The organism is Rhodococcus opacus B4 (assembly GCF_000010805.1).
Classification (GTDB): Bacteria; Actinomycetota; Actinomycetes; order Mycobacteriales; family Mycobacteriaceae; genus Rhodococcus_F; species Rhodococcus_F opacus_C.
In genome coordinates this window covers 1,096,261-1,122,325 of record NC_012522.1, presented here as the reverse complement: position 1 = coordinate 1,122,325, position 26,065 = coordinate 1,096,261, and the positions used below count along the sequence as shown (strand labels likewise).

The 26,065-nt window shown below is 67.9% G+C and carries 25 protein-coding genes; 9 read left to right on the top strand and 16 right to left on the bottom strand.

Translation table 11 applies throughout. The features are described from left to right. Window positions 1-9: 9 nt before the first annotated feature. The 8 genes from ROP_RS05260 to iolC are packed head-to-tail and all read right to left on the bottom strand — an operon-like array spanning window position 10 to window position 9,191. Window positions 10-1,515 carry a CoA-acylating methylmalonate-semialdehyde dehydrogenase gene (locus ROP_RS05260; protein WP_012688303.1) on the bottom strand — a complete coding sequence of 502 codons (1,506 nt, stop codon included), beginning with the start codon at window positions 1,513-1,515 and terminating at the stop codon, window positions 10-12. Window positions 1,516-1,526: 11 nt separating this feature from the next. Then, the gene (locus ROP_RS05255) at window positions 1,527-2,399 is read right to left on the bottom strand and encodes a sugar phosphate isomerase/epimerase family protein (RefSeq protein ID WP_005261338.1); all 873 of its coding nucleotides are present in this window, start codon (window positions 2,397-2,399) and stop codon (window positions 1,527-1,529) included. A gap of 5 nt (window positions 2,400-2,404) precedes the next feature. Beyond that, the gene (locus ROP_RS05250; RefSeq protein WP_012688302.1) at window positions 2,405-3,475 is read right to left on the bottom strand and encodes a Gfo/Idh/MocA family protein; all 1,071 of its coding nucleotides are present in this window, start codon (window positions 3,473-3,475) and stop codon (window positions 2,405-2,407) included. Window positions 3,476-3,496: 21 nt separating this feature from the next. After that, complete coding sequence (locus ROP_RS05245; RefSeq protein WP_012688301.1) at window positions 3,497-4,402, bottom strand: sugar phosphate isomerase/epimerase family protein; 906 nt, start codon at window positions 4,400-4,402, stop codon at window positions 3,497-3,499. A gap of 34 nt (window positions 4,403-4,436) precedes the next feature. After that, the gene (iolD, locus tag ROP_RS05240; RefSeq protein ID WP_193384849.1) at window positions 4,437-6,395 is read right to left on the bottom strand and encodes a 3D-(3,5/4)-trihydroxycyclohexane-1,2-dione acylhydrolase (decyclizing); all 1,959 of its coding nucleotides are present in this window, start codon (window positions 6,393-6,395) and stop codon (window positions 4,437-4,439) included. Further along, window positions 6,392-7,288 carry a 5-deoxy-glucuronate isomerase gene (gene iolB, locus ROP_RS05235; protein WP_012688299.1) on the bottom strand — a complete coding sequence of 299 codons (897 nt, stop codon included), beginning with the start codon at window positions 7,286-7,288 and terminating at the stop codon, window positions 6,392-6,394. The genes iolD and iolB overlap by 4 nt, the downstream gene beginning before the upstream one ends. Window positions 7,289-7,309: 21 nt before the next feature. Then, window positions 7,310-8,209, bottom strand: coding sequence for a Cgl0159 family (beta/alpha)8-fold protein (locus tag ROP_RS05230; protein ID WP_012688298.1), 900 nt, complete (start codon window positions 8,207-8,209; stop codon window positions 7,310-7,312). Beyond that, window positions 8,202-9,191, bottom strand: coding sequence for a 5-dehydro-2-deoxygluconokinase (iolC, locus tag ROP_RS05225; protein ID WP_012688297.1), 990 nt, complete (start codon window positions 9,189-9,191; stop codon window positions 8,202-8,204). Before iolC ends, ROP_RS05230 begins: the two co-directional genes overlap by 8 nt. A gap of 203 nt (window positions 9,192-9,394) precedes the next feature. On the opposite strand from iolC, the gene ROP_RS05220 reads away from it, so the two are divergent. The 5 genes from ROP_RS05220 (at window position 9,395) to ROP_RS05200 (ending at window position 14,623) form a co-directional block, all read left to right on the top strand. Further along, on the top strand, window positions 9,395-10,132 hold the full coding sequence (locus ROP_RS05220; RefSeq protein WP_012688296.1) for a GntR family transcriptional regulator: 738 nt from the start codon (window positions 9,395-9,397) through the stop codon (window positions 10,130-10,132). Between the two features lie 31 nt (window positions 10,133-10,163). Further along, on the top strand, window positions 10,164-11,525 hold the full coding sequence (locus ROP_RS05215; protein ID WP_043824241.1) for an MFS transporter: 1,362 nt from the start codon (window positions 10,164-10,166) through the stop codon (window positions 11,523-11,525). Between the two features lie 186 nt (window positions 11,526-11,711). Next, entirely contained in the window at window positions 11,712-12,710 is a 999-nt protein-coding gene (locus tag ROP_RS05210; protein WP_012688294.1) for a substrate-binding domain-containing protein, read from the top strand. Between the two features lie 33 nt (window positions 12,711-12,743). Continuing rightward, the gene (locus ROP_RS05205; protein WP_012688293.1) at window positions 12,744-13,802 is read left to right on the top strand and encodes an ABC transporter permease; all 1,059 of its coding nucleotides are present in this window, start codon (window positions 12,744-12,746) and stop codon (window positions 13,800-13,802) included. 5 nt (window positions 13,803-13,807) lie between these two features. Next, entirely contained in the window at window positions 13,808-14,623 is an 816-nt protein-coding gene (locus tag ROP_RS05200; protein WP_012688292.1) for an ATP-binding cassette domain-containing protein, read from the top strand. Window positions 14,624-14,703: 80 nt separating this feature from the next. Here ROP_RS05200 and ROP_RS05195 read toward each other — a convergent pair whose 3' ends face one another. Beyond that, window positions 14,704-16,104, bottom strand: a complete 1,401-nt coding sequence (locus ROP_RS05195) for an MFS transporter (protein ID WP_012688291.1) — start codon at window positions 16,102-16,104, stop codon at window positions 14,704-14,706. 123 nt (window positions 16,105-16,227) lie between these two features. After that, window positions 16,228-16,905 carry a TetR family transcriptional regulator gene (locus ROP_RS05190; protein WP_012688290.1) on the bottom strand — a complete coding sequence of 226 codons (678 nt, stop codon included), beginning with the start codon at window positions 16,903-16,905 and terminating at the stop codon, window positions 16,228-16,230. A gap of 109 nt (window positions 16,906-17,014) precedes the next feature. Between ROP_RS05190 and ROP_RS05185 the strand changes: the two genes are divergently transcribed. Next, the gene (locus tag ROP_RS05185; RefSeq protein ID WP_012688289.1) at window positions 17,015-17,929 is read left to right on the top strand and encodes a shikimate dehydrogenase; all 915 of its coding nucleotides are present in this window, start codon (window positions 17,015-17,017) and stop codon (window positions 17,927-17,929) included. 33 nt (window positions 17,930-17,962) lie between these two features. Further along, entirely contained in the window at window positions 17,963-18,454 is a 492-nt protein-coding gene (locus ROP_RS05180) for a metallophosphoesterase family protein (RefSeq protein WP_012688288.1), read from the top strand. 78 nt (window positions 18,455-18,532) lie between these two features. Here the strand turns inward: ROP_RS05180 and ROP_RS05175 are convergent, their stop codons facing one another. From ROP_RS05175 to pcaH, 6 genes are read right to left on the bottom strand one after another with little or no spacing between them, the layout of a single operon-like run. After that, on the bottom strand, window positions 18,533-19,744 hold the full coding sequence (locus ROP_RS05175; RefSeq protein WP_012688287.1) for an acetyl-CoA C-acetyltransferase: 1,212 nt from the start codon (window positions 19,742-19,744) through the stop codon (window positions 18,533-18,535). 36 nt (window positions 19,745-19,780) lie between these two features. Beyond that, window positions 19,781-20,578, bottom strand: coding sequence for an IclR family transcriptional regulator (locus ROP_RS05170; protein WP_012688286.1), 798 nt, complete (start codon window positions 20,576-20,578; stop codon window positions 19,781-19,783). Further along, window positions 20,575-21,768 carry a 3-oxoadipate enol-lactonase gene (gene pcaD / locus ROP_RS05165; protein ID WP_012688285.1) on the bottom strand — a complete coding sequence of 398 codons (1,194 nt, stop codon included), beginning with the start codon at window positions 21,766-21,768 and terminating at the stop codon, window positions 20,575-20,577. The genes ROP_RS05170 and pcaD overlap by 4 nt, the downstream gene beginning before the upstream one ends. Next, entirely contained in the window at window positions 21,765-23,111 is a 1,347-nt protein-coding gene (gene pcaB, locus ROP_RS05160) for a 3-carboxy-cis,cis-muconate cycloisomerase (RefSeq protein ID WP_012688284.1), read from the bottom strand. Before pcaB ends, pcaD begins: the two co-directional genes overlap by 4 nt. 29 nt (window positions 23,112-23,140) lie before the next feature. Then, window positions 23,141-23,782, bottom strand: a complete 642-nt coding sequence (gene pcaG / locus ROP_RS05155; protein ID WP_012688283.1) for a protocatechuate 3,4-dioxygenase subunit alpha — start codon at window positions 23,780-23,782, stop codon at window positions 23,141-23,143. Next, window positions 23,782-24,495 carry a protocatechuate 3,4-dioxygenase subunit beta gene (pcaH, locus tag ROP_RS05150; protein ID WP_012688282.1) on the bottom strand — a complete coding sequence of 238 codons (714 nt, stop codon included), beginning with the start codon at window positions 24,493-24,495 and terminating at the stop codon, window positions 23,782-23,784. The genes pcaG and pcaH overlap by 1 nt, the downstream gene beginning before the upstream one ends. 152 nt (window positions 24,496-24,647) lie before the next feature. Here pcaH and ROP_RS05145 point away from each other — a divergent pair, with 152 nt between their 5' ends. After that, the gene (locus ROP_RS05145; protein WP_012688281.1) at window positions 24,648-25,397 is read left to right on the top strand and encodes a CoA transferase subunit A; all 750 of its coding nucleotides are present in this window, start codon (window positions 24,648-24,650) and stop codon (window positions 25,395-25,397) included. After that, a complete protein-coding gene (locus tag ROP_RS05140) occupies window positions 25,394-26,035 on the top strand; it encodes a 3-oxoacid CoA-transferase subunit B (protein WP_012688280.1) in 642 nt (213 codons plus the stop codon). Before ROP_RS05145 ends, ROP_RS05140 begins: the two co-directional genes overlap by 4 nt. Window positions 26,036-26,065 lie beyond the last annotated feature (30 nt).

The window sequence follows — 26,065 nt, the reverse complement described above, 5'->3', positions numbered from 1 at the left end:
AATCGGTACTTACGCGTTCTGGGGGAATCCGAGGTTGAGGCCGCCGTGGCTGGGGTCGAGCCAGCGGGTGGTGACGACCTTGCCGCGGGTGAAGAAGTGCACACCCTCGGCGCCGTGGGCGTGGCTGTCGCCGAACAGCGAGTTCTTCCAGCCGCCGAAGCTGTAGTAGGCCATGGGGACGGGGATGGGGACGTTGATGCCGACCATGCCGACCTCGACCTCGTTCTGGAACCGCCGGGCGGCGCCGCCGTCGTTGGTGAAGATGGCGGTGCCGTTGCCGAACTCGCTGGAGTTCACCAACTCCAGGGCCTCGTCGTAGGAGTCGACCCGGATCACGGACAGGACGGGTCCGAAGATTTCGTCGGTGTACACGGACATGTCGGTGGTGACGTGGTCGATCAGGGTGGGTCCGAGCCAGAACCCGTCCTTGCCGCCGTTGGGCTGCACCTGCCGGCCGTCGACGACGATGGTGGCGCCGTCGTGTTCGCCGGCGTCGATGTAGGAGGCGACCTTGTCGCGGTGCACCTTGGTCACCAGCGGTCCCATGTCGGAGTCTTTGGTGCCGTCCCCGATCTTGAGGGTGTCGGTGCGCTCCTTGATCTTCGCGACCAACTCGTCGGCGATGTCGCCGACCGCCACCAGCGCACTGATGGCCATGCAGCGTTCGCCGGCGGAGCCGAAGCCGGCGTTGACCATGGCGTCGGCGGCCAGATCCAGGTCGGCGTCGGGCAGGACGATGGCGTGGTTCTTCGCGCCACCCAACGCCTGCACACGCTTGCCGTGGGCGGTGCCGGTGGCGTACACGTACTGGGCGATGGGGGTGGAGCCGACGAAGGAGATGGCCTTGATGGCGGGGTTGGTGAGCAGTTCGTCGACGGCGGTCTTGTCCCCTTGGAGGACGTTGAACACCCCGGCCGGCAGTCCGGCCTCGGCCCAGAGTTCGGCCATCCAGATGGCGGCGGTGGGGTCCTTCTCCGAGGGCTTGAGGACGACGGTGTTGCCGGCGGCGATGGCGACGGGGAAGAACCACATCGGGACCATGGCGGGGAAGTTGAACGGGGAGATGATCCCGACGGGCCCGACGGGCTGGCGGATCGAGGCGACGTCGACGTTGGTGGAGGCGTTTTCGGTCATGCCGCCCTTGAGCAGGTGCGCGATGCCGCACGCGAATTCGACGACCTCCTGACCGCGGGACACCTCGCCGAGGGCGTCGGAGACGACCTTGCCGTGTTCGGCGGTGATGATCTCCGCGAGCTCGCCCTTACGCTCGTTGAGCAGTTCCCGGAACTTGAAGATGATCTGGGTGCGCTTGGCGAGGGAGGTGTCCCGCCACGCGGGGAATGCCGCGGCTGCGGCGTCGATCACCGCGCGGGAATCCTCGACGCTGGCGAGGGCGACCTGACCGGTGACGGCGCCGGTGGCGGGGTTGGTGACGGGTGCGGTGTTCCCACTGGTGCCGGCGAAGCTCTTGCCGTCGGACCAGTGTGCGATCTCGCGAGTGATGTTGGTGCTCATGCGTTGTCCTTTCACCGCGTGCGCGCGATGTAATCCTTCATGGTCTTCAGTTGGTAGCGGGAGACGTCGTGTGCGTTCTCGTCCTCGGCGAAAACGCTGGACACCATCACCGTGTCGGGCTTGTCATAGAAGCCGAGTTCGCCGAGCCCGCCGAAGAATTCGTCCCAGTCGAGGTCGCCGTCGCCGATCTTGAGGTGCTGGTGCACACGCACCGGGTTGCCTGGCGGGTTGGTGATGTATCGCAGTCCGTGGGAGCGATGGTGATCCATCGTGTCCGCGACGTGCACGAGGCGCAGCATGTCGCCGGCCGCGCGCATGATCTCGAGCATCCCGGCGCCCATGTGGTACGAGTGGCACGCGACGTACACCAGTCCGAAGTTCTTCGAGTTGATGCCGCGGATCATCCGGATCGCGTCCAGGCCGTTCTCCACGAAGTCGTCGGGGTGCGGATCGATGCGGACGTCGATGCCTTCACGCTCGATGATCGGGACGAGTTCCTCCATCGACCGGTAGAAGGCGCGCTCGGATTCCTCGGCCTTCTCCGGGCGACCGCTGAACTCGGTGTTCATCACGTTCACGCCGAGGTCGACGGTGATCTGGATGGCGCGCTTCCAGTACCGCACCGCCGCCTCGCGGGCGTCTTCGTCCGGGCCGGACCACCGCAGCACCGGCAAGACGGAGGCGATCCCGACACCGGCGTCGCTGCAGGACTTGCGGAACTGCCGGACCAGTTCGTCGTCCGCCTTCGGGTGGTTGAAGAACGGGATCATGTCGCGGTGCGGGGTGAGTTGCAGGTGTTCGAAGCCGAGTTCCGCAACCACCGCCGGCAGTTCGAGCAGGGAGTAGTCGTGGTGGAACGGGGTGGGGTCGAGTGCAATTTTCATCGTGATCAGGCCCCCGGAATGGAGGAACGGTCGACCATGTCGACGGCAACCCGCTCGCCGGTCTCCAGCGACTGCACGCCGGCCGCGCACACCGCGGCAGCCGCGTAACCGTCCCAGGCTCCGGGACCGTCGACGTAGTTGCCGGTCTCCGCGCCGGTCCGGGCGGCGTTCACCCAGCGCTGGATCTCGGCGTCGTACGCCTGCCCGAAGCGTTCCTTGAACGACGGGGTGATCTCCCCGCCCCACGCGCCGGCGCCCGAACGGCCGTTGCCCGCGCCGGTGCCGTACTTGCGGACGAGTCCGACATCGAGACCGATGAACGCCGAACCCTTCTCGGCGACGATCTCGGTGCGCACCTCGTACGCGACACCGGTGGTCACGAAGACCTCGACGTCGACGTGGCGCCCGGACTCGGTGGTGAAGAACGCGATCTGCGGATCCTGAAGTCCCTCGGGCGCACCGGGGTTCGCGGCGGGGCGGAGGATCTGGACCGAGGTGATCTCCTCGTCGAACAAGAATCGGGTGACGTCGACCTCGTGGACCAGGGAGTCCTTGACGATCATCGAGCTGTCGAAGCCCGGGGGCACCACCGGATTGCGGTGCACGCAGTGGGCGAGGAGCACCTGCCCGAACGTGCCGTCGTCGATGAGCGACTTCAGCTGCTCGTATTCGTGGTCGAAGCGTCGCATGAAGCCGACCTGGATCAGCTTCTTGCCGAGCTCGGCTTCCCGCTTCACGATCTCGAGGGACGTCGCGACGTCGGTGGTCAGCGGCTTCTCACACATCACCGGTTTGCCGTGCTCGAGGCAGGCGAGGAGCTGCTTCTCGTGTGTCGGGCCCGGGGTGGCCAGGACGACGGCGTCGACACCGGGGTCGGCGATCGCGTCGAGCGGGTCGTTGACCGCGCGGCAGCCGGGGATCCCCGCCGCGATCTCCTCGGCCTTCTCGATGAAGTAGTCGTTGACGACGGCGACGGTCGCACCCTTGATGCGGTCGGTGATCCGCGCGACGTGGTCGGCGCCCATCATTCCGACACCCAGGACGGCGATGCGGAGTTCGGTGCTGCTCTTGGACATGGTGGTGTGGCTCCTGACGTGTTACTGGAAGCGGACGGACGGGATCCCGCAGGAGCCCAGGTACTTACGGGTGCGTTGAGCGATCGGCAGGGGAACGTCGACGGCGCAGGGGTAGAGGTCCTGCTCGACGATGGCGAACACGTCGATGTCGAGCTTCTCGATCGCGGCGAGCAGCGGCGGCATGTCCGGGATGCCGAGCGGGGGCTCGATCATCGCGCCGAGTTTGACGGCCTCGCCGAACGGCAGGTCTTCGGCCTCGACCTTGGCGCGGACCTCGGGATCGACCTGCTTGAGGTGCAGGTAGCCGATCCGCTCGGGGGCGCGTTCGATGATCGCGAGGTTGTCGCCGCCGCAGTAGCTGATGTGGCCGGTGTCGAGGCAGAGGTTCACGTATTCGCTGTCGGTGCCGTCGAGGAAGCGGTACACGTTCTCCTCGGTGTCGACGTGGCTGTCCGCGTGCGGGTGGTACTGCGCCTTGACGCCGTACTGCTCGAACATCTTCTTGCCAAGCTCGTTCATGCCGCCGGTCTTCTTCTTCCACTGCTCCGCGGTGAGGTTGCGGTCTTCGAGCACCTCGCCGGTACCCGGGTCGCGCCACATCTCCGGGATCACGACGACGTGCTTGCCGCCGACGGCGGCAGTGAGTTTCGCGACGTCCTCGATCTGGGTCCACACGGCGTCCCAGGCGTTGTCCTGGTGCAGGTGCTCGAACACGGTGCCTGCCGACAGCTTCAGGTTGTGGGCCGCGAGTTCGTCACGGAGCTGCTGCGGGTCGGTGGGCAGGTAGCCGTACGGCCCCAGCTCGATCCACTCGTAACCGGACGCGGACACCTCGTCGAGGAATCGGCCGTACGGGGTCTGCTGCGGGTCTTCCGGGAACCACACCCCCCAGGAGTCGGGGGCCGATCCGACGCGGATGACGCTCATCGGGAAATCCTTTCGAAAGTTTTGCTGGGGAAGGTCAATTGCCGGAGGGGCGGAGGAAGGGGCGCTGGATCTTCTTCCACTGCGCGTACGTCTCGTACGCGTTCTGGGTGGACTCGAGGGTGCTGGTGGAGCTGACCGGGACGTCCCACCAGGATTCGCTGTCCGGGGCGGCGATCCGCGGGTCCGTCTCGACGTGGATGACGGTGGTCCTGTCGCTCGCCTTCGCCACCTTGACGGCGTCGGTGAACTCGGCGGCCGTGTTCGCACGGATCACGTCGGCGCCGAGGCTCGCCGCGTTGGCCGCCAGATCGACGGGCAGGATGTCGCCGTCGAGGCGGCCGGAGTCGCCACGGTAGCGGTAGTCGGTGCCGAAACGCTGGGAGCCGAGCGACTCCGACAGCGATCCGATGGACGCGAAGCCGTGATTCTGCACGAGGACCACGATGACCTTGACGTTCTCCTGCACGGCCGTGACGAGTTCGGTGGCCATCATCAGGTAGGAGCCGTCGCCGACCATGATGAACACGTCGCGGTCGGGGCACGCCATCTTCGCGCCGATGCCGCCGGCGACCTCGTAGCCCATGCAGGAGAAGCCGTATTCGACGTGGTAGCCCTTCGAGTCCCGGGTGCGCCACAGCTTGTGCAGGTCGCCGGGCATCGAACCGGCGGCGCACACCACCACGTCCCGCGGATCCGACAGCGTGTTGGCAAGACCGATGACCTGGTTCTGATTCAGGCCGAGCGAGTCGTCGTCGATCTTGTAGACCGCGTCGACGGTGGATTCCCAGTGCGCGGCGAGTTCTTCGGTGCGCGACCGGTACTCGTCGGAAACACGGTAGCCGACCAGTGCCTCGGCGAGGGCCTCGAGTGCCTCGCGGGCATCCGCGACGACGCTGACCCCGCCCTGCTTCACCGAGTCGATCGACGCCACGTTGACGTTGACGAACCGCACGTCGGGGTTGTTGAACGCGGTGCGCGACGCCGTGGTGAAGTCGCTGTACCGGGTGCCGATGCCGATGATCACGTCGGCCTCGGTGGCGAGTGCGTTGGCCGCCGTCGTGCCCGTCGAGCCGATCGCCCCGACCGACTGCGGGTGATCGTACGGCAGTGAACCCTTGCCGGCCTGGCTCTGGCCGACCGGAATGCCGGTCGACTCGGCGAACGAGGCCAGCGCCTCGGTGGCGCCGGAGTAGATGAGGCCGCCGCCAGCGACGATCAGCGGCTTCTTCGCGGATCGGATGACGTCCGCGGCCCGTGCGATCACCGACTTCTCGGGGAGCGGCCGGGCGACGTGCCACGTCCGCTCGGCGAACATCGACTCGGGCCAGTCGAACGCCTCGGCCTGCACGTCCTGCGGGATGGCGACCGTGGCCGCACCCGTCTCGACGGGGTCGGTAAGCACCCGCATCGCGCCGAGCAGCGCCGAGGGCAACTGCTCGGGCCGCCACACGCGGTCGAAGTAGCGCGAGAGCGGCTTGAACGCGTCGTTGACGGTGACGTCCCCGCTGGACGGCAGTTCGAGTTCCTGCAGCACCGGTGCGCTCGCGCGGGTGGCGAACGTGTCGGCGGGCAGCAGCAGGACGGGCAGCCGGTTGATGGTGGCGAGCGCCGCACCGGTCAGCATGTTGGTCGAACCGGGACCGACGCTGGCCGACACGGCCCAGGTCTGCAGTCGATCCTTCTGGCGCGCGTACGCGACCGCGCTGTGCACCATCGCCTGCTCGTTGCGGCCGAGGACGTACGGCAGTTCGGGTTCGGTGCCGGCGTCGACGGCGTCGATCTCGGCCTGCAGCAGGGCCTGGCCCAGTCCGGCGACGTTGCCGTGGCCGAAGATGCCGAAGCAGCCGGCGAAGAACTTGGTGCGTTCGCCGTCCCGCTCGACGTACTGGTTGGCGAGGAATCGGATGGTCGCCTGAGCCACCGTGAGGTGGACGGTGCCCTCGGCGTTGGGGCTCTTGCTCGCCGACATCGGCGCGGTGGACACCACGGTCATGCTCCTTCGGACGGTGCGTGGAGGGGGAGGCGGGGATCGACGGTCTGGTGTTCCCAGCTGCCGCGCAGCCAGGTGTGTGCCGGGTCGTCGCAGATGTTCCAGGAACGGTCTTCGCCCGGCCCGGCCATCACGTTCAGGTAGTACATGTGATGCCCGGGGGCGGCGATCGACGGTCCGTGGTAGCCGTGCGGAACGAGGACCACGTCGCCGGACCGCACTTCCTCGAGCACCTCGATGGGTCGCTCAGGAGTGCCGTACACCCGATGGTAGCCGAATCCGGTGCCGCCGAAATCCACTGCGGTGTCACCGGCTTCGGCGATCTCGAAGTAGTAGATCTCCTCGAGCTGGGACTCGACGTCGCTGTTCTCGTCGTGCTTGTGGCTCGGGTACGACGACCAGTTGCCGCCGGGTGTGATGACCTCACATGCGATGACCGAGTCGGCCTCGAACCGGTCGGCGGTGCCGAAGTTGTGCACCTGCCGGCTGCAGTTGCCGGCTCCGCGCAGTTCGACGGACACGTCCGCGGCGGGGACGTAGCGGAACGGGAACTTCTGCCGGGCGCGGGCGCCGCACAGTGCGAAACGTCCACCGGTCGCGCTCGCCACCGTGTAGGCGGAGTCCCGTCCCACATAGGCGAAGTCGCTCGGCCCGTCGAACACGGACCGCCGCCCGGTGAGCGTGAACTCGGTGCCCTCACTCGACACCGATGCCGACCCGGCCAGCGGTACGACGATGATCTCGTCGTCGCCGGTGGTGAGTTCGGCCGACCCGCCGGGTGCCAGGGTGAGCACCCGCAGGGTCGATTCCGTCCAGCCCGCCGACTCGGGGGTGACCTCGAGGTCGAACGGTCCGGTGGCCGCGGAACCGACCGGAACGTAGTACTTGCTGTTCATCGTGGGCCTCTCCGGCGTGCGTCAGTGAACGAGGGATACGGCGGTGTCGACCGCGGCGGCGACGTCCTCGTCCCGCGGGTACAGCAGGGTGCGTCCGACGATCAGGCCGCGGACCGACGGCAGTGCGAGGGCCTTGCCCCAGCTCGCGAACGTCTCCTCGGGGGCCGTCTGCGGGTCCCCGCCGAGCAGCAGCGTGGGAAGGGTCGTCGCGTCCATGACGCGTTCCATTTCGTCGACCACAGGAAGCTTCATCCAGGTGTAGGCGGACGTGGAACCCAGACCCTGGCTGATGTGGATCGACTTGATCACGGCGTCGGCGCTGAGGTCGTTCTTGACCTTGCCGTCGACACGCCGCGACAGGAACGGCTCCACCATGGCCATCAGTCCGGCCGCGGCAAGCGAATCGACGGCCTGGGCGCAGGCGGTGAGGGTGGACAGGGTGCCGGGATCGTCGAGATCGATGCGGCACAGCATCTTTCCGCCGTTCATGCCCGCCTTGGCGGTGCCTGCCGCGGTGTAGCCCGTCATCCGGTCGTCGAGTTCGAAGCTGGCGCCGGCGAGGCCGCCGCGGTTCATCGACGAGATGACCACCTTGTCGTCGAGTGCGCCGAGCAGTACCAGGTCGTCGAGGATGTCGGCGGTGGCGAGCACACCGTCCACGCCGGGGTTGCGCAGTGCGGTGCGGAGGCGGTCGAGGAGGTCGGTGCGACTGTTCATCGCGGTCGGACGGTCGCCGACCGACAGCGCGCCGCGGGCGGGGTGGTCGGCGGCGACGATCATGAGCCGGCCGTTACCGCGCACCGTGGGCCGGGCGATGCGGGTCGCCCAGGCGCGGTCGATGGCGGCCGGGTCGTTGGCGCGTACCTCGGTGACGTCGGCGTACGACGAGCAGACGGCGCGGTGAGCGAGAGTTTCAGACATTGACGGCCTCCGAAGCGGTGGTTTCGGCGAGCTCACGGACCTCGTCGGCCGTCGGCATCGCGGTGGAGCATTCGAGCCGGGAGGCGACGATCGCCCCCGCGGCGTTGGCGTAGCGCAGGATCTTCTCGAGCGGCCACCCGGCGAGCAGGCCGTGGCACAGCGTCCCGCCGAAGCTGTCCCCGGCGCCGAGGCCGTTGACGACGTCGACCTCGTTGGGCGGCACGGTAATGGACTGCGTGCGGGTCTTGCCGAGCACGCCCTTGGGTCCTTGCTTGACGATGGCCAGTTCGACGCCGAGATCGAGCAGAGCGTCGGCGGCCTTGTGGGCGTTGGTCTCGCCGACCGCGATCTCGCACTCCTCACGGTTGCCGACCGCGACGGTGACGTGCTGGAGGGCACGCTGCACCTGCGCGGTGGCGTCGGCGGGGGAGGACCAGAACATCGGGCGGTAGTCGAGGTCGAGAACGGTGTGACGGCGACGTCCGCGCGCCTCCCAGGCAGCGAAATGCGCACTGCGGCTGGGCTCTTCGGACAACCCCGTCACGGTCGACCAGTACAGCTTCGCGTCGCGGACGGCGTCGAGGTCGAGGTCGGCCGGCGTCACCTGCAGGTCCGGGGCGACGGGCTTGCGGTAGAAGTACAGCGGGAAGTCGTCCGGCGGGAAGATCTCACAGAACGTGACGGGGGTCGGATGCTCGGTGTCGATGCCGACGTAGCGGTTGTCGACCCCGAGATCGGTCAGTGCCGTGCGGACGAAGCGTCCGAACGGATCGTTGCCGACACCGGAGATGAGGGCGCTGCGGCAGCCGAGGCGGGCGGCGGCGACGGTGACGTTGGCGGCGCTTCCGCCGAGGAACTTGCCGAACGTCTCGACGTGCTCGAGGCCGACTCCGGTCTGCAATGGGTAGATGTCCACACCGCAGCGCCCGATGGCGAGGACGTCCAATCCGTTCCGGTTGGTGTGCGTCTGGTTGGTGGTCAAGGCTGACTCCCGAATAGGTCGTTGTGGGTGGTCTGCGCAGGGCGCCGAGGTCTGGTTGAAACTGTGCTCCACATCACCGGCTCCTGTCAAGACTTTGTCCTGACATTATTACTTGAAGTCAATCTGGTGTTAGTGTTCGCATACACTGCCGGAAAGATCGGCGGCGGCGGACGTCGCCCCGCGCAGGAGGATCGGAGTTGTCCGTGGGTGCACCACTCGCAGTCGAGCTCGACAGGTCGAGCCCGGTTCCGCTGTATTTCCAGCTCGCGCAGACGATCGAGAACGCGATCATCGGCGGGGAACTCGCGCCAGGCGACCGCTTCGAGAACGAACTGGCGCTCGCCAAGCGTCTGAACCTGTCCCGCCCGACCACGCGCCGCGCCATCCAGGAACTCGTCGACAAGGGGCTGCTCGTCCGCAAACGCGGGGTCGGCACGCAGGTAGTGCAGAGTGCCGTGCACCGGCCGGTCGAGCTCACCAGTCTCTTCGACGACCTCGCCCGGGCCGGGCAGAGTCCGACCACCAAGCTCCTCGACTACCAGGTCTCCGTGCCCGCGGAGGACGTGGCCGCCGAACTCAACCTGCAGGCCGGCGCCGAGGTGGCGTCGATCCGCCGCCTCCGCAGCACCAACGGCGAACCGCTCGCGCTGATGACCAACCACATCCCGGTGGATCTCGCACCGGATCCCGAGGAGCTCGAGGCGCACGGCCTCTACCACGCGCTCCGTGCCCGCGGCGTGCACATACGCCTCGCGCGGCAACGCATCGGCGCGAAGGCGGCGAGCAAGGCGGAGGCATCACTCCTCGACGAGAAGACCGGGGCGCCGCTGCTCACGATGAACCGGACCGCGTTCGACGACTCCGGAAGCGCCGTCGAGTTCGGCAGCCACTGCTACCGCGCGTCGCGGTACTACTTCGACACCACCGTTGTCGATCGTTAGGACCGGGCGCGCGACGTCGTTCCCCCGGGGGATGGCCATGCTGGTGGCGGGTGCCCTCTTCATGGAGATTCTCGACGCCACCATCATCGCGCCCGCCGTCCCCCTGATCGCCGAGTCGTTCCGCGTCGACCCCGTCGACGTCAACATTGCGATCTCCGCCTACCTGGTCACGGTCGCAGTCCTCATCCCCGCGAGCGGATGGGTGGCCGACCGGTTCGGAACCCGCCGGGTGTTCGTGGCCGCCATCGCCGTGTTCACCCTGGCGTCCATCGGGTGCGCGGCCAGCGTGTCGTTGCCGATGCTCGTCGCGATGCGGGTGCTGCAGGGGGTCGGCGGCGCCATGATGGTGCCGGTCGGACGGCTCGCGGTGCTGCGGTCGAGCACGAAGAGCGATCTCGTCCGCGCGATAGCCCTGCTCACCTGGCCCGCGCTCGCTGCGCCCGTCATCGCGCCCCTGCTCGGCGGCGCGATCGCCACCCTGGGCTCGTGGCGGTGGATCTTCGTCATCAACATTCCCCTCGGCCTACTCGGAATCCTGCTGTCGCTGAAGCTGGTTCACGGAACCGCCTCGCGGTCGGCGAGGAGGCTGGACTGGCGGGGCCTGCTCGGGGTCGGAACGGGGATCGCGGCGGCGCTGATCGCGCTGGAAAGCATTCGCGTGACGGGAACCGACTGGCGCCGGGTCGTGATCGGGGGAGTGGTCGCGGTCGTCTTGCTGGTCGCGTCCGCGGTCCATCTCGTCCGCACTCCGCACCCGCTCGTCGACGTCCGCGTGCTGCGCGTCCGCACGCTGCGGACCACGGTCGCCGGGGGTTCGCTCTACCGCCTGATCGTCACGGCCGTGCCGTTCCTGCTGCCCCTGCAGTTCCAACTCGGCTTCGGCTGGACGCCGTTTCTCGCGGGCCTGCTCGTCGCCGCGCTGTTCGCCGGCAACATCGCGATCAAACCCTGCACGACACCGCTGATGCGGCGCTTCGGCATCAGGCCGGTCCTGTTGGTCAACGCCCTGCTGTCAGTGGTCTGCTTCGGGTTGCTCGCGTCGCTGAGCGCGTCGACGCCCCTTCCGGTCATCGCCGCGGTCCTCTTCGTGAGCGGAGCCCTGCGGTCGGTCGGATTCACCGCCTACAACAGCCTCGCGTTCTCCGACGTCGAGCGCGCCGACCTCACGCACGCGAACACACTCAATGCCGCCGTGCAGGAACTGGCGGCCGGTCTCGGGATCGCACTCGCGGCTCTCGCGCTCACCGCGTTCACGCCGCTGGCGACGTCGTCCGAGCACGGGTTCGGGTCCGAATATTCTTGGACCTTCGTCCTTTTGGGCCTGCTGATGCTCGGCACGGTCGTCGACACGCTGCGTCTCCCGCGCGACGCCGGGGCCTCGGTCACGCGCTGAGCGCGTCCCCTCTTTCGGCACATCCGCCCGATTTCCGGGCCGACGTCGGCGACCCATGCGTCCGCGCATTTGATATGTGGTCCTAATGTCCAGACAAACTATTGACTTTCGGGTGTGACGCGTATTACATCTAAGGCACACGGCCAAGACGTCAACGAGCCGTTCGTCCCCCGAGAGGAAAAGCAGATGAACTTCCCCAACCGGCGTCGCGTGGCAGTGCTGGCCTGCGCGAGTGCCCTGGTGATGAGCGTCGCGGCGTGCTCGAGCACCGGCGGCAAGCCGGACAGCAGCGGCTCCGGGATCGGTGCAGGCAGCGCCGACACCCCGCGCATCACCATCGCGATGGTCACCCACGCAGCACCGGGTGACACGTTCTGGGACCTGATCCGCACCGGTGCGCAGGATGCCGCCGACAAGGACAACGTGGAACTGAAGTACTCCTCCGACCCGCAGGCCCCGAACCAGGCCAACCTCGTGCAGACCGCCATCGACTCGAAGGTCGACGGACTCGCGCTCACCCTCGCCACCCCCGAGGCGATGGCACCCGCCGTCAAGAGCGCGCAGGACGCGGGAATCCCGATCTCCGCATTCAATGCCGGATACGGCGCCTGGAAGGACATGGGCGTCACCCAGTACTTCGGGCAGGACGAGACCATCGCCGGCCAGGCGGCCGGCGAGCGGCTGAACCGGGACGGCGCCAAGCACGTCATCTGCGTCATCCAGCAGCAGGGTCAGATTCAGCTCGAATCCCGTTGCGCCGGAGCCAAGCAGACGTTCCGCGGCACATTCGAGACGCTCAACGTGAACGGTGAGGACATGCCGTCGGTGAACTCGACGATCGCCGCCAAGCTCCAGCAGGACCCGTCGATCGACGGCGTGCTCGCGCTCGGCGCCCCGATCGCCCTCACCGCCGTCCAGTCCGTCGGTAACGCGGGCAGCCCGGCCAAGGTCTTCACGTTCGACACCAACGCGGCCCTCGTCGACGCCATCTCCGACGGCAGCGTGCAGTGGGCGATCGACCAGCAGCCGTACCTGCAGGGCTACCTGGCCATCGACTCGCTGTGGCTGTACCTGAACAACGGGAACGTCATCGGGGGCGGCGGGCCCACGCTGACCGGACCGTCCTTCATCGACAAATCCAACATCGACAAGGTCGCCGAGTACGCCAAGGCCGGAACCCGCTGAGCACGGCACTGTCGGCGTCACGGAAGGAAAGTCATGTCCACACAGCAAGATCTGGACCTTGCCAGCCACAAGGTCGTTCACGACGAGCGGGTGAAGGAACAAAAACGCCTGCAGCGTCTGCTGCTTCGCCCGGAGGTCGGGTCCCTGTTCGGTGCGATCGCGATCTTCGTCTTCTTCATGATCGTCGCACCGCCGTTCCGCAGCCCCGAAGCCCTCGCCACCGTCCTCTACGCCAGCTCCACGATCGGGATCATGGCCTGCGCGGTCGCACTGCTGATGATCGGCGGCGAATTCGACCTCTCCGCCGGTGTCGCGGTGACCACCAGCTCGCTCGCCGCGTCGATGATCGCCTACAACCTGCACCTGAACCTGTGGGCCGGCGCCGCCCTCGCCCTCGTGGTGTCGCTGGCGGTGGGGTTCTTCAACGGCTACCTGGTGATGAAGACGAAGATCCCCAGCTTCCTGATCACCCTCAGCTCGTTCCTCATGCTCACCGGCATCAACCTGGCGGTCACCAAACTGATCACCGGTCAGGTCGCCACCCCCAGCGTCTCCGACATGCAGGGCTTCGACTCGGCCAAGAAGGTGTTCGCGTCCTCGTTCACCATCGCCGGGGTGTCCGTCCGCATCACCGTGCTGTGGTGGCTGCTGTTCACCGCGGTCGCCACCTGGGTGCTGTTCAAGACCCGGATCGGGAACTGGATCTTCGCCGTCGGCGGCAACCAGGACTCCGCCCGCGCCATCGGCGTCCCGGTCACCAAGGTCAAGATCGGCCTGTTCATGACCGTCGGGTTCGCGGCCTGGTTCGTCGGCATGCACCTGCTGTTCTCGTTCAACACCGTCCAGTCCGGGCAGGGCATCGGCAACGAGTTCCTCTACATCATCGCCGCGGTCATCGGTGGCTGCCTGCTCACCGGCGGCTACGGTACCGCGATCGGCGCCGCGATCGGCGCGTTCATCTTCGGCATGACGAACCAGGGCATCGTCTACGCGGGCTGGAACCCGGACTGGTTCAAGTTCTTCCTCGGCGCGATGCTGCTGTTCGCGGTCATCGCCAACAACGCCTTCCGCAACTACGCCGCCAAGAGGTGACCGGTATGAGTACCATCGAACAGATGCCCGTCGATACCGAACCCGGTGGGGGCGGCAAGATCCCGCTCATCGAGCTCAAGCACGTCGGCAAGCAGTACGGCAACATCATCGCCCTCGAGGACATCAACCTGCGGGTGCGGGCCGGTGAGGTCACCGGTGTGCTCGGCGACAACGGTGCCGGCAAGTCCACCCTGATCAAGATCATCGCCGGGCTGCACCAGCAGAGTTCGGGGGAACTGCTCGTCGACGGCGAGGCGCTCACGTTCGACTCCCCGAAGGAGGCCCTGTCCAAGGGCATCGCCACCGTCTACCAGGACCTCGCCGTGGTCTCGCTGATGCCGGTGTGGCGGAACTTCTTCCTCGGCCAGGAACTGCGGAAGGGGCCGCTGAAGTCCCTCGACGCCAACGCGATGCGGGCCACCACCAAATCGGAACTGTCGAAGATGGGTATCGACCTGCCCGATGTCGACGCCCCCATCGGGTCGCTGTCCGGTGGTCAGCGCCAGTGTGTGGCGATCGCCCGGGCGATCTTCTTCGGCGCCCGCGTCCTGATCCTGGACGAGCCCACCGCCGCTCTGGGTGTCAAGCAGTCCGGAATGGTGCTGCGCTACATCTCCGCCGCCAAGGAACAGGGGTTCGGGGTCGTCTTCATCACCCACAACCCGCACCACGCGTACATGGTCGGTGACCACTTCGTGCTCCTCAACCGCGGACGCCAGAAACTGGACTGCACCTACGACGAGATCAGCCTCGAAGAACTCACCCAGCAGATGGCCGGCGGCGACGAACTCGAAGCACTCACCCACGAATTGCGCCGCTAGGTACCGACTCTGCAGTCAGGCAACGACACGGCGAAGCGCCCGGCTCTCGAGCCGGGCGCTTCGCCGTGTGTCGGGGAGGGTCAGACCTGTGCTTTGGCCTTCGCCTTGGTGAGTGCGACGTCCTCCTTGTCGAGGTCGAGCAGCGGGGTACGGGAGTTCTCCTTGGCGGTGGAGGCGGACGCCGCGGCGATGAGCGCGCAGACGGCGGTGAAGATCGCCACCGGCACCCAGTTCTTGGGGTCGCCGCCGCGGAGGGCCTGGGCGATGGTCGGTGCGAACCCGGCGAGAGCGAAACCGAGCTGAGTGCCGATCGCCATGCCCGAGTAGCGAACCCGTGAGGAGAACATCTCGGCGTAGAACGCGGGCCAGATGGCGTTGGTGCCGGCATAGACGCCGCCCATCAGGAGGATGCCCGCCAGGAAGATCATCGCGACGTTGCCGGTGCCGATCGCGGCGAAGTACAGGAAGATTCCGGCGGCCGAACCGATGGCGCCGCCGATGAACACCGGCTTGCGGCCGATCCGGTCGGACAGGATGCCGAACAGTGGCTGCGAGACGAGGGCCACCGCGTTGGCGGCGATCGCGACCCACAGCATGGTGGTGCGGCTCATCCCGATCTCCGGGGTGGTGGCGTATGCGAGGCCGAACACGGAGAACACGGTGCTGACGACGGCGATGAAGGCGCAGAAGACGACGCGCAGAACGTCGCGCCAGTGCGTGCGGAAGAGGTCGACGACGGGCAGCGGGGCGGGCGCCTCGTCCAGGGCCTCCTTGTTGGCGATGAAGATCTCGGGCTCTTCGAGCTTGCGACGCACGATGTACGCGACGACGAGGACGAGCAGGCTGCACCAGAACGGGACGCGCCAGCCCCAGCTGTAGAGGGTCTCGTCGGGCAGTGCCGCGACGGGGATGAACGCGAGGCTCGCGACGATGAAGCCGGCCTGGGTGCCGGTGAGCGTCCAACTGCAGAAGAAGCCGCGCCGGTGAGCGGGGGAGTGCTCGAGGGTGAGGGAGCCCGCACCCGACTGCTCGCCCGCCGCGGAGATGCCCTGGCAGATGCGCAGGAGCACCAGCAGCACCGGGCCGACCATCCCGGCAGTCTCGGAGGACGGCAGGCAGCCGATCAGGAACGTGACGACGCCCATCAGCACCAGGCAGAACATCATCACCTTCTTGCGCCCTGCCCGGTCGCCGAAGTGTCCGACGAACACGGCACCGACGGGACGCGCGATGTAGGAGATGCCGAACGTCGCCAGCGACAGCAGCAGCGGGTTCTTCGAGCCTTCGAAGAACACGTGCGGGAACACCAGCGCGGCAGCCGAGGCGAAGATGTAGAAGTCGTAGTACTCGAGCAGGCTGCCGAAGAAGGCGGCCTTCGCGGCCTTCTTCGCGTTGGTGGGATCAGCGTTGGGGTCGACGGAGGAGCGGCCTGTGCCGTCACCGTTCCGACCGGAGGCGCCGGTGCCGTAGTCGATGGTCATCGATACTCCTGGGGAGCGAGGAATGTGAACACTGGCGGCTCGAAATGAGCAGGTGTTCGTAGGTCGTACAAGCAAGGTAACCCAGGTCACAGGCTCGAGTCAATAATGGTCGAAATGGTTAGTTCATAATTTTCCCGGCTGTTGCAGGTAGGCCAGGACGACGTCGCCGATCATCGCGCGCAGGTGGGGGCGGTTCTCCGCGCCGGTGAGATCCCAGTCGAACAGGGCCTTGAATGTGTACCGATTCGCCACCCGGAAGACGCAGTACGAGCTGATGAGCATGTGGATGTCGAGCGCCGTCGTGTCGGTGCGGAAGATGCCCGCGTCCTGCCCTCGCTGGAGGATCCGATCGAGCGTGCGGATCGCCGGTGCCTGGGTCTCGGGGAGGCCCTCGGCCTGGACGAGGTTGACGCCGCGATTCGTGTTCTCGATCGCGACGAGGCGGATGAAATCGGGGTGCGCCTCATGATGGTCGAACGTCAGCTCGGCGAGCGCCCGGATCGCCTCGGCGGGCTCGAGGTGGTCGACGTCGAGTTGGGACTCCTCGTAGCGAATCTCCTCGTAGGCGCGCTGCAGGACCGCCCGGTACAGGCCGTCCTTGTCGCCGAAGTAGTAGTAGAGCATCCGCTTCGTGGTGGCGGTCTTTGCCGCGATCTCGTCAATGCGGGCCCCGGTCAGGCCCTTGTCGGCGAACTCCGTCATCGCCACCCGCAGGATGTTCTCCCGGGTCTTCTCCGGGTTGCGCGTGCGCTTCGCTGCCTGCTTCTCGGGGGTGGCGCCCGTGGTCTCGCTTCGTGTCATTCCTGAAACTCCTGACTGTGCCGTCTTCCGCGCGGTATGGAGGTATGCTACCGTGACATAACTCACTAGATAGTTAATTAGTTCTCGCACCCTCCCGGAAGTGATCCTCATGACCTCTCGTGACCTCGATGCCCCCAACGCCCGCCCGTCCTACCTGTGCGGACTGATCGGCACCGGGATCTCGAAATCGCTGACCCCGCCACTCCACGAGGCCGAGGGTCGCGCGCAGGGCGTCGGGTACGTCTACCGGATCCTCGACCTCGACACCCTCGGCATGGGCGTCGAGGGACTGCCCCGGCTCCTCGACGCCGCCACGCTCCTCGGTTTCAACGGACTGAACATCACGCACCCCTGCAAGCAGGCGATCATTCCGCTGCTCGACGACCTGTCCGACGACGCCCGCAAACTCGGCGCGGTCAACACGGTCCACATCGACGGGGGGCGCCTGGTCGGCCACAACACCGACTGGTCCGGATTCGCGCGCAACATGGACGAGGGCCTCGAAGGCGCGCCCATGAACCGTGTCGTGCAACTCGGGGCGGGCGGGGCCGGAGCGGCCGTCGCCTACGCCGCCCTCACCCGGGGTGTCGGACACTTCACGATCATCGACGCCGACGTCGCGCGCTCGACGGCTCTGCGCGACTCGCTCGCCGGACTGTTCCCGGACCGGGAGATCGAGGCCGGCGACCTGGCCGCCGTTCCCGCTGCGGTCGGCGCGGCCCAGGGCCTCATCCACGCGACGCCGCTCGGCATGGCGGCCCACCCCGGCATGGCGCTCGATGCCGCACTGCTGCGCCCCGACCTGTGGGTCGCGGACGTCGTCTACCGTCCGGCCGAGACCGAACTCCTCCGTCGTGCCCGCGAGATCGGCGCCCGGACGCTCAGCGGAATCGGCATGACCATCGGTCAGGCGGTCGACTCCTTCCGGATCTTCACCGGCCTCGAGCCGGACGCTCAGCGGATGCGTGAGTACATGGGTCTGCTGTTGCAGGCAGAGGACGCCGCGGCGCTCGCGGGCGCGTAGGGCCCGCTTGCCCCCGTGGCGCAGACTGTCACGGTGAGGTTATTGCTGCTGGCCGACACTCACGTCCCGAAGCGGGCGCGAGACCTGCCCACCCGGGTGTGGAACGAGGTCGACCGCGCCGACGTGGTGCTCCACGCCGGCGACTGGGTCGATCTCCCCACGTTCGAGGCCCTGCGGTCGCGATCGGCGCGCCTCGTGGCGTGCTGGGGAAACAACGACGGCGACGACCTGCGCGCGCTGATGCCCGAGCGGGCGGACGTGACCCTGGCCGGGGTGCGCATCACCGTCGTGCACGAGACCGGGGCCTCCGCCGGCCGGGAGAAACGGATGTCCGCCGCCTACCCGGACACCGACGTCCTGGTCTTCGGGCACAGCCACATTCCCTGGGACACCACCACGGAAACCGGTCTGCGCCTGCTGAACCCGGGTTCGCCGACGGACCGCCGGCGCCAGCCGCAGTGCACGTACATGACCGCCACCGTGCGCGACGGGGAACTCGGCGACGTCGAGCTGCACCGGCTGTGACGGACTTGTCGGCCGCATGCAGGAACCCCGGCACCGGGACTGTGTCGTCCGATGCCGGGGTTCTGGAATGGTTCTGCGTCAGACCCGCTCGAACACCGCGGCGAGGCCCTGGCCGCCGCCGATGCACATGGTCTCGAGCCCGTAGCGGGACTCGCGACGGTCCATTTCCCGAAGGAGGGTGGCGAGGATGCGACCGCCGGTGGCGCCGACAGGGTGCCCGAGGGAGATGCCGGATCCGTTGGGGTTGAGGCGTTCGTCGGTGGGGTCGAGGTCCCAGCTGCGGAGGACGGCGAGGGTCTGCGCGGCGAAGGCCTCGTTCAGTTCGATGACTCCCATGTCGGACAGCGACAGTCCGAGCTGGCCGAGGGCCTTCTCCGTCGCGGGCACCGGGCCGATGCCCATGGTGCGCGGCGGGACGCCGGCCACGGCCCAGGACGCCATCCGGGCGAGGGGCTTCAGACCCAGTTCCTTCGCCTTCTCGGCGGTCGTCACGATGCACACGGCGGCGCCGTCGTTCTGGCCGCTGGCGTTGCCGGCGGTGACGGTGGAGGCGGAGTCGATCTTCGCGCGGATGGCGCGGAGCTTCGACAGCGACTCCACCGTGGTGTCGGCGCGCGGGTGCTCGTCCCTGTCGACGACGAGCGGGTCCGACTTGCGTTGCGGCACCGTCACTCCGACGATCTCCTCGGCGAAGCGACCCGATTCCTGTGCGGCGACGGCACGCTGGTGCGACTGCACGGCGAGGGCGTCCTGGTCTTCACGGCTGATGTCGAATTCGGCGCGCAGGTTCTCGGCGGTCTCGATCATGCCGCCGGGCACGGGGAAGTTCGCGCCGCCGGCGGTGACGCGGGCGCGGGCGAGCCGGTCGGCGAGTTGCACCCCTTCGCCTTTGACACCCCAGCGGATGTTCGGGTTGGTGTAGAACTCGGCCTGGCTCATGGATTCGGCGCCGCCGGCGAGCACGAGGTCGTTGCCGCCGGACGCCACCTGCAGCACGGCGGTGATGACAGCCTGTAGACCGGATCCGCAGCGGCGATCCACCTGCATGCCGGGGACGTCGATGCCGAGTCCGGCGTCGAGAGCGGCGATCCGGCCGATGGCCGGGGCCTCTCCGCCGGGGGACGCCTGACCGAGGATGACGTCGTCGATCTGGCTACCGTCGATGCCGGTGCGTTCGACGAGCGCCGTGATGACGGTGGCGGCGAGGTTCTGGGGTGTGAGGTCCTTGAACACTCCACCGAATCGCCCGACCGGCGTCCGGAGGGGCTCGCAGATGACGACGTCACGCATGGAAAGGCCTTTCGTGAAGATTCCTCGGTCCCAGCGTCAGCGGTTGACGGTGGCGAGGTCCTGTTCGATGTCGGTTGCGGTGACCCGCAGCGACGGGATGAGATCGGAATGCAGATCCTCCAGCCGGTACCGCGCGGCCGGAGTGGAGATGTTCACCGCGGCGACGGTGAGCCCGGCCGCGTTGTGGATCGGTGCGGCCATCGACCGCAGACCGGCCTCGAGTTCCTGGTCGAGAACGCAGATGCCGTCCGCGCGGACCGCGAGAATCGCGGCCTTCAGGTCGTCGCGGGCCGTGATCGTGCGCTCGGTGAGCCGCTGGATGTCGAGTCTCTCGAGGTACTCGTCGAGCGCGTCGTCGGCCAGGCCGGCCAGCAGGACCCGGCCCATCGAGGTGGCGTACGCGGGAAGCCGCGTGCCGATGGTGATGCCCACCGTCATGATCCGGCTGACGGGCACACGGGCGACGTACACGATGTCGGCGCCGTCGAGGATCGACACCGACGACGACTCGTGCACCTTGTGGCTCAGCTTCTCGAGGTGCGGCTGTGCGACCTCCGGAAGCGACAGGCTCGACAGGTAGCTGTACCCGAGTTCGAGGACCCGCGGGGTGAGCCAGAAGGCGGAACCGTCCGTGGCCACGTAGCCGAGTTCGACGAGGGTGAGCAGAAACCGGCGCGCGGTGGCGCGGGTCAGGTCGGTGGCGCGGGCGACGTCGCTGAGCGTGCGCCGCTGATTCTGGTGATCGAAGCAGCGGATCACGGCGAGGCCCCGGGCCAGCGACTGCACGTAGTCGGGGGACGGGAGGATCTTCTCCGTCGGTTCGGTTGCTGTCATGTCTGCGAATCCTCCACTGTCGACTCGGCGGCCAGGTCGGCGAGGGCCTGCTTGCCGAGGGCGAACCCCAGATTGCTGTTGGGCACCCCGGCGTAGACGGCGGTGTGGAGGAGCACCTCGCCGATGGTGTCCGCGTCGACGCCCGCGCGGAGGGCTGCCCGGATGTGCATGTCGAGTTCGTGCTTGTTGCCGACCGCGGTGAGGACGGCGATCGTGAGCAACCGCCGCATTTCGTGGTCCAGCCCGGGCCGCGACCAGATGTCGCCCCACGCGGTGCGGGTGATGAAGTCCTGGAACGGCGCGGTGAAGTCGGTGGTCCCGGCCACGGAGCGGTCCACGTGGGCGTCGCCGAGCACCGAGCGGCGCACCGTCATGCCCTGTGCGTGTGCGGCGCGACGTCCGCGGGCGTATCCGCTGCCGGTGATGTGTTCGCGCAGCAGCGCCGTGACGGCGCCCGCCTGTTCGAGGTTCGCGACGTGGGCGGCGGGGGAGAGCACCTCGAACCGGGCGCCGGTGATGCCGTCCGCGAGGATCTGCATGACCGACGGCGGGGTGGACGGGTCCTCCTCGCCCGCGATCACCAGTGTCGGTGCGCTGATGCGGGACAGGTCGGCGGTGAAATCCCAGTCGGCGAGGGCGTCGCAGCACGCGGCGTATCCCTCGGGGGACGTCGACGCGATCATCTCGCGGTAGTGCCGGACGAATTCCGGATCACGCTTGGCGAGCCCCTCGCTGAACCACCGTGCGACGACGGCATCGGCGAGCGACTCCGGACCGTCGGTGCGCGACGCGGCGGCCCGCTCGATCCATCCCTGCGGTTCACCGAATTTCGCGGCGGTGCACAGCAGCGACAGCGACAGCACCCGGCGCGGGGCGTGCGCGCCGAGCCACTGGGCGATCGCCCCGCCCATGGACAGTCCGACGAAGTGGGCGGCGTCGACTCCGAGCGAGTCGAGCAGGGCGAGAACGTCCTCCGACAGTTCGCGGACGGAGTACGGGCCGTCCGGGGCCGGCGATTCTCCGTGGCCCCGCTGATCGACGGCGACGACCCGGCATTCGTCGGACAGCGCCGCGATCTGCGGGTCCCACATGGACCGGTTGGAGCCGAGCGATCCGAGCAGGACCACGACGGGGGCGTCCGCCGCACCGTTGCGGGGTCCGGAGATTTCGTGTGCAAGTGCGACTGTCATCGCGTTCCTTCCCGGCCGCGGGTCACTGTCTCCAGTGCGCGGTCGACGATGTCGTGGGCGTGGCCGAGGTACCCGGCAGGGTCGAGCAGGGCGCGGATCTCGTCCGCGGGCAGGTATTCGAGGAGCCCGGGATCCTCGTCGAGTGGGTGTCCGCTCCGGCACGCGGCGGTGACGAGGTCGCGCGCGGCGTCGGTGTGGGCGGCCAGGGCGCCGGTGACCCGTTCGGCGAGGAGCAGGCCACCGGTGATGTCGAGGTTGCGGGCCATCGCGTCGGGGTGGACGTTCAGTCCGCCGAGCGAGTCCGCGATCCGCGCGACGGCTCCACCGGTGAAGCGCAGCAGGTCCGTGAGGGTTTCCCATTCGGCATGCCAGGCGCCGGCGGCGCGTTGCTGCTCGTGGTCCATCGAGCCGAGGATCGTCGCGACGAGTCCCGGCGTGCGGCGGGCCGCGGCGCGGGCGGCGATCGCGGCCACCGGATTGCGCTTGTGCGGCATGGCCGACGAACCGCCGGGCGACCCTTCGCTGACCTCGCCGACCTCGGTGGACGACAGGAACACGAGGTCGGTGGCGATCTTCGACACCGCGCCCGCGGCCGTTCCGAGCGCCGACGCGAGCAGCGCGATGCGGGTGCGGTCGGTGTGCCAGGGCACGTCCTGGCGTGCGAGTCCGAGTTCGTCGGCGAGCACGTCGGCGACGTCGAGACCGTGCGGGTAGAGCGCGGCCGATGTTCCCGCCGCGCCGCCCAGTTGCACGGGAAGGCCGTCGAGTGCGTCGAACAGTGCACGAGAAGCCCTGTGCAGCGCGGTCATCCATCCCGCGGCGAGCACCCCGAACGTGGTGGGCAGGGCCTGCTGGCCGAGGGTGCGGCCGGCGATCGGGGTACCACGCTGGGCTCGCGACAGGGCCTCGGCGCACAGCACGGCCTCATCGAGGGACGCCAGGACGTGCGCTCCCGACCGGCGGCACAAGAGCATCAGCGCCGTGTCGAGAATGTCCTGACTCGTGGCGCCCTTGTGCACGTGGCTACCGGGCACCCCGGCATCGGCCACCTCGCCGCGGAGCAGTTTCACCAGCGGGATCACCGGATTGCCGCCCGCGGCCGCCGCGTCTCCGAGCGCGCCGATGTCCACGGAGTTCTCGGTGACGATTCGTGCGAACACCGAGGAGATCGCGTCGGCGGATGCGGCGGGAATGACGCCGCACTTCGCCTCCGCCCGGGCCAGCGCCCCCTCGACCTCGACCATCGCGGTGACCCACGCCCGGTCGGACAGCAGCGCCGACAACTCGCCGGCACCGAACGTCGGATCGAACAGGGCACCCCGGGAGGTCTCCGGAGAGTTCACACGCGACACCTTTCTGGTTGTGCGGCCGATTACAGCGCGAAGAACGGGGTTTCCCGCCCGTCCGTATTCTGCACGTGGATAGTCAGGTGGTATCCGTGATCGGTCGTCTCCGCGATCAGCTTGGGGCGGTCGGCTTCCGGGACGGCGGAGAGGACGGGGTCCGAGGCGTGGGCGTCCGTGTCCTCGGGGAAGTAGAGCCGGGTGTAGAGCCGCTCGAGCATGCCGCGGGCGAACAGTCCGACGTTGATGTGCGGGGCCTCGACAGCGCCGTCCTCGGCGGGGAGGGTGCCCGGCTTGACGGTGTGCACCACGATCGTGCCGGTCTCGTCGGCGAACACGCGTGCCAGGCTGCGGAATCCGGCGGGGGTCGCCTCGGCGGCACCGCGCGGATCGGTGGGGCTGTCGAAACGGCCGGCGGCGTCTGCCTGCCAGGTTTCGATCATGGCGTCGCCGATGGGCTGGCCGGCGCCGTCGATGACGGTGAAGGACACGGTGATTCGTCCCGGCGCGTCCTCGGGGACGGTATTACCGCTGTTCTCCCACGTGGGGAACAGGCCGATGTGGACGTACGGGCCGACGGTCTGGGACGGGGTGACGCCGAACGGCACCTCGTCCTGGCTCCTGGCGAAGACCGGGTAGCGCGGGGCGTCCGGGTTCTGGGTGTCGATCATCAGTGGCCCTCCGGGTCCTCGAACGGGGTGGCGTCCTGGCCGCGCAGGACGATGTCGAACTTGAATCCGACGGCCCAGTTCTCGCGGGTCTGGTCGTAGTCGAACGTGCTGATCATCCGCTCGCGGGCCGCTTCGGGCACCGAGTTGTAGATCGGGTCCTGGAAGAAGAACGGGTCGTCCGGGAAGTACATCTGGGTAACCAGGCGCTGGGTGAACGCCTGACCGAACAGGGAGAAGTGGATGTGCGCGGGACGCCACGCGTTGTGGTGGTTGCCCCACGGGTACGCGCCCGGCTTGATGGTCGTGAATTCGTAGTGCCCCTGCTTGTCGGTGAGGCAACGGGCGACACCGTTGAAGTGGGGGTCGAGCGGTGCGGGCCAGGAGTCGTTCTTGTGGCGGTAGCGGCCGCCGGCGTTGGCCTGCCACACCTCGATGAGAGTGTCGGGGATGGGCTTCCCGGCGCTGTCGAGGACACGGCCGTGGACGATGATGCGCTGTCCCTGGGCCTCGCCGCCGTTGGCGTGGGTCATGTCGTTCTCACCCGTGGTGACGTCGGCGTCACCGAAGACCGGACCGGTGATCTCGCCGAGTCGCTGCGGGATCAGGATCAGGTCGTTCTTGGGGCTGCGCAGACGAGTCGTCTTGTACTCGGGGAACAGCAGCGGGGCATTGGCTTCGTGCCCTGCTTGGTAGTGGGCTGGCAGATGCAGCATGGAAGAAGATCCTCACGTTCTCGATGTGAACAGTCGGCCGCTATTCGCACATAGTAGTCGCGTTCTGTGATGGGGCCAACAGGCGGGGCCGAATTTGTTCGCAATGTGGATGGGTGTTCACTAGTCGAACATTTTGAGGTAGCCTGGGTCACATGGTCAACAAAGTCTTCGCAACGGCGGCAGAGGCCGTTGCCGATGTCCCCGACGGCGCGTCCCTCGCGGTGGGCGGCTTCGGCCTCGTCGGTATCCCCTCGGTCCTCATCGACGCCCTCCTCGCACAGGGTGCGACCGACCTCGAGACGGTCAGCAACAACTGCGGCACCGACGGTTTCGGTCTGGGTCTTCTCCTCGAGCAGCACCGGATCCGGCGCACGATCAGCTCGTACGTCGGCGCCAACAAGGAATTCGCGCGGCAGTACCTGAGCGGCGAGCTGGAGGTCGAGCTCACCCCGCAGGGCACGCTGGCCGAGCGCATGCGCGCCGGGGGAGCGGGCATCCCCGCCTTCTACACCCCCGCCGGCGTCGGAACGCAGGTCGCCGACGGTGGCCTGCCGATCCGCTACGACGGCAAGGGCGGCATCGCGGTCGCCAGCAAGCCCAAGGAGACCCGCGAATTCGACGGGGAGGCCTTCGTACTCGAACGCGCCATCCGCACCGATTTCGCGCTGGTCCACGCGTGGAAGGGCGACCGGCTCGGCAACCTCGTGTACCGGGAGACGGCCCGCAACTTCAACCCGGACGCCGCGGGCGCCGGTCGCATCACCATCGCGCAGGTCGAATACCTCGTCGAGCCCGGCGAGATCGACCCCGCCGAGGTGCACACCCCCGGCATCTTCGTCCAGCGCGTGGTCGAGGTCGGCAAGCAGGAAACGGGAATCGAGAACAGGACGGTGCGGGCATGAGCTGGACGCGGAACGAGATGGCGGCCCGGGTCGCGGCCGAGCTCGAGGACGGGCAGTACGTCAACCTCGGCATCGGCATGCCGACCCTGATCCCCGGTCACATCCCGGCGGGCAAGGACGTCATCCTGCACTCGGAGAACGGCATCCTCGGAGTCGGGCCGTACCCCACCGAGGACGAGGTCGACCCCGAGCTGATCAACGCGGGCAAGGAAACCATCACCGTGGTTGCCGGCGGCGCGTTCTTCTCCTCGTCCGACTCGTTCTCGATGATCCGCGGCGGCAGCGTCGACGTGGCAGTTCTCGGCGCGATGCAGGTCAGCAGTCACGGCGACCTGTCCAACTGGATGGTGCCCGGCGCCATGGTCAAGGGCATGGGCGGCGCGATGGACCTCGTCCACGGCGCAGGCAAGGTCATCGTGATGATGGATCACGTCACGAAGAAGGGTGAGCACAAGATCCTCGAGGAGTGCACGCTGCCGTACACCGGCAAGCGCTGCGTCCAGAAGATCGTCACCGACCTCGCCGTCATCGACGTCACCCCCGACGGCCTGCGGCTCGTCGAGACCGCACCCGGTCACAGCGTCGAGGACGTCCAGGCGGCGACCGGCGCGAAACTTCTCGTCGACGCCACCGTCTGAGACCACCGCCCGTCGTTCCGGTGTGTCGCC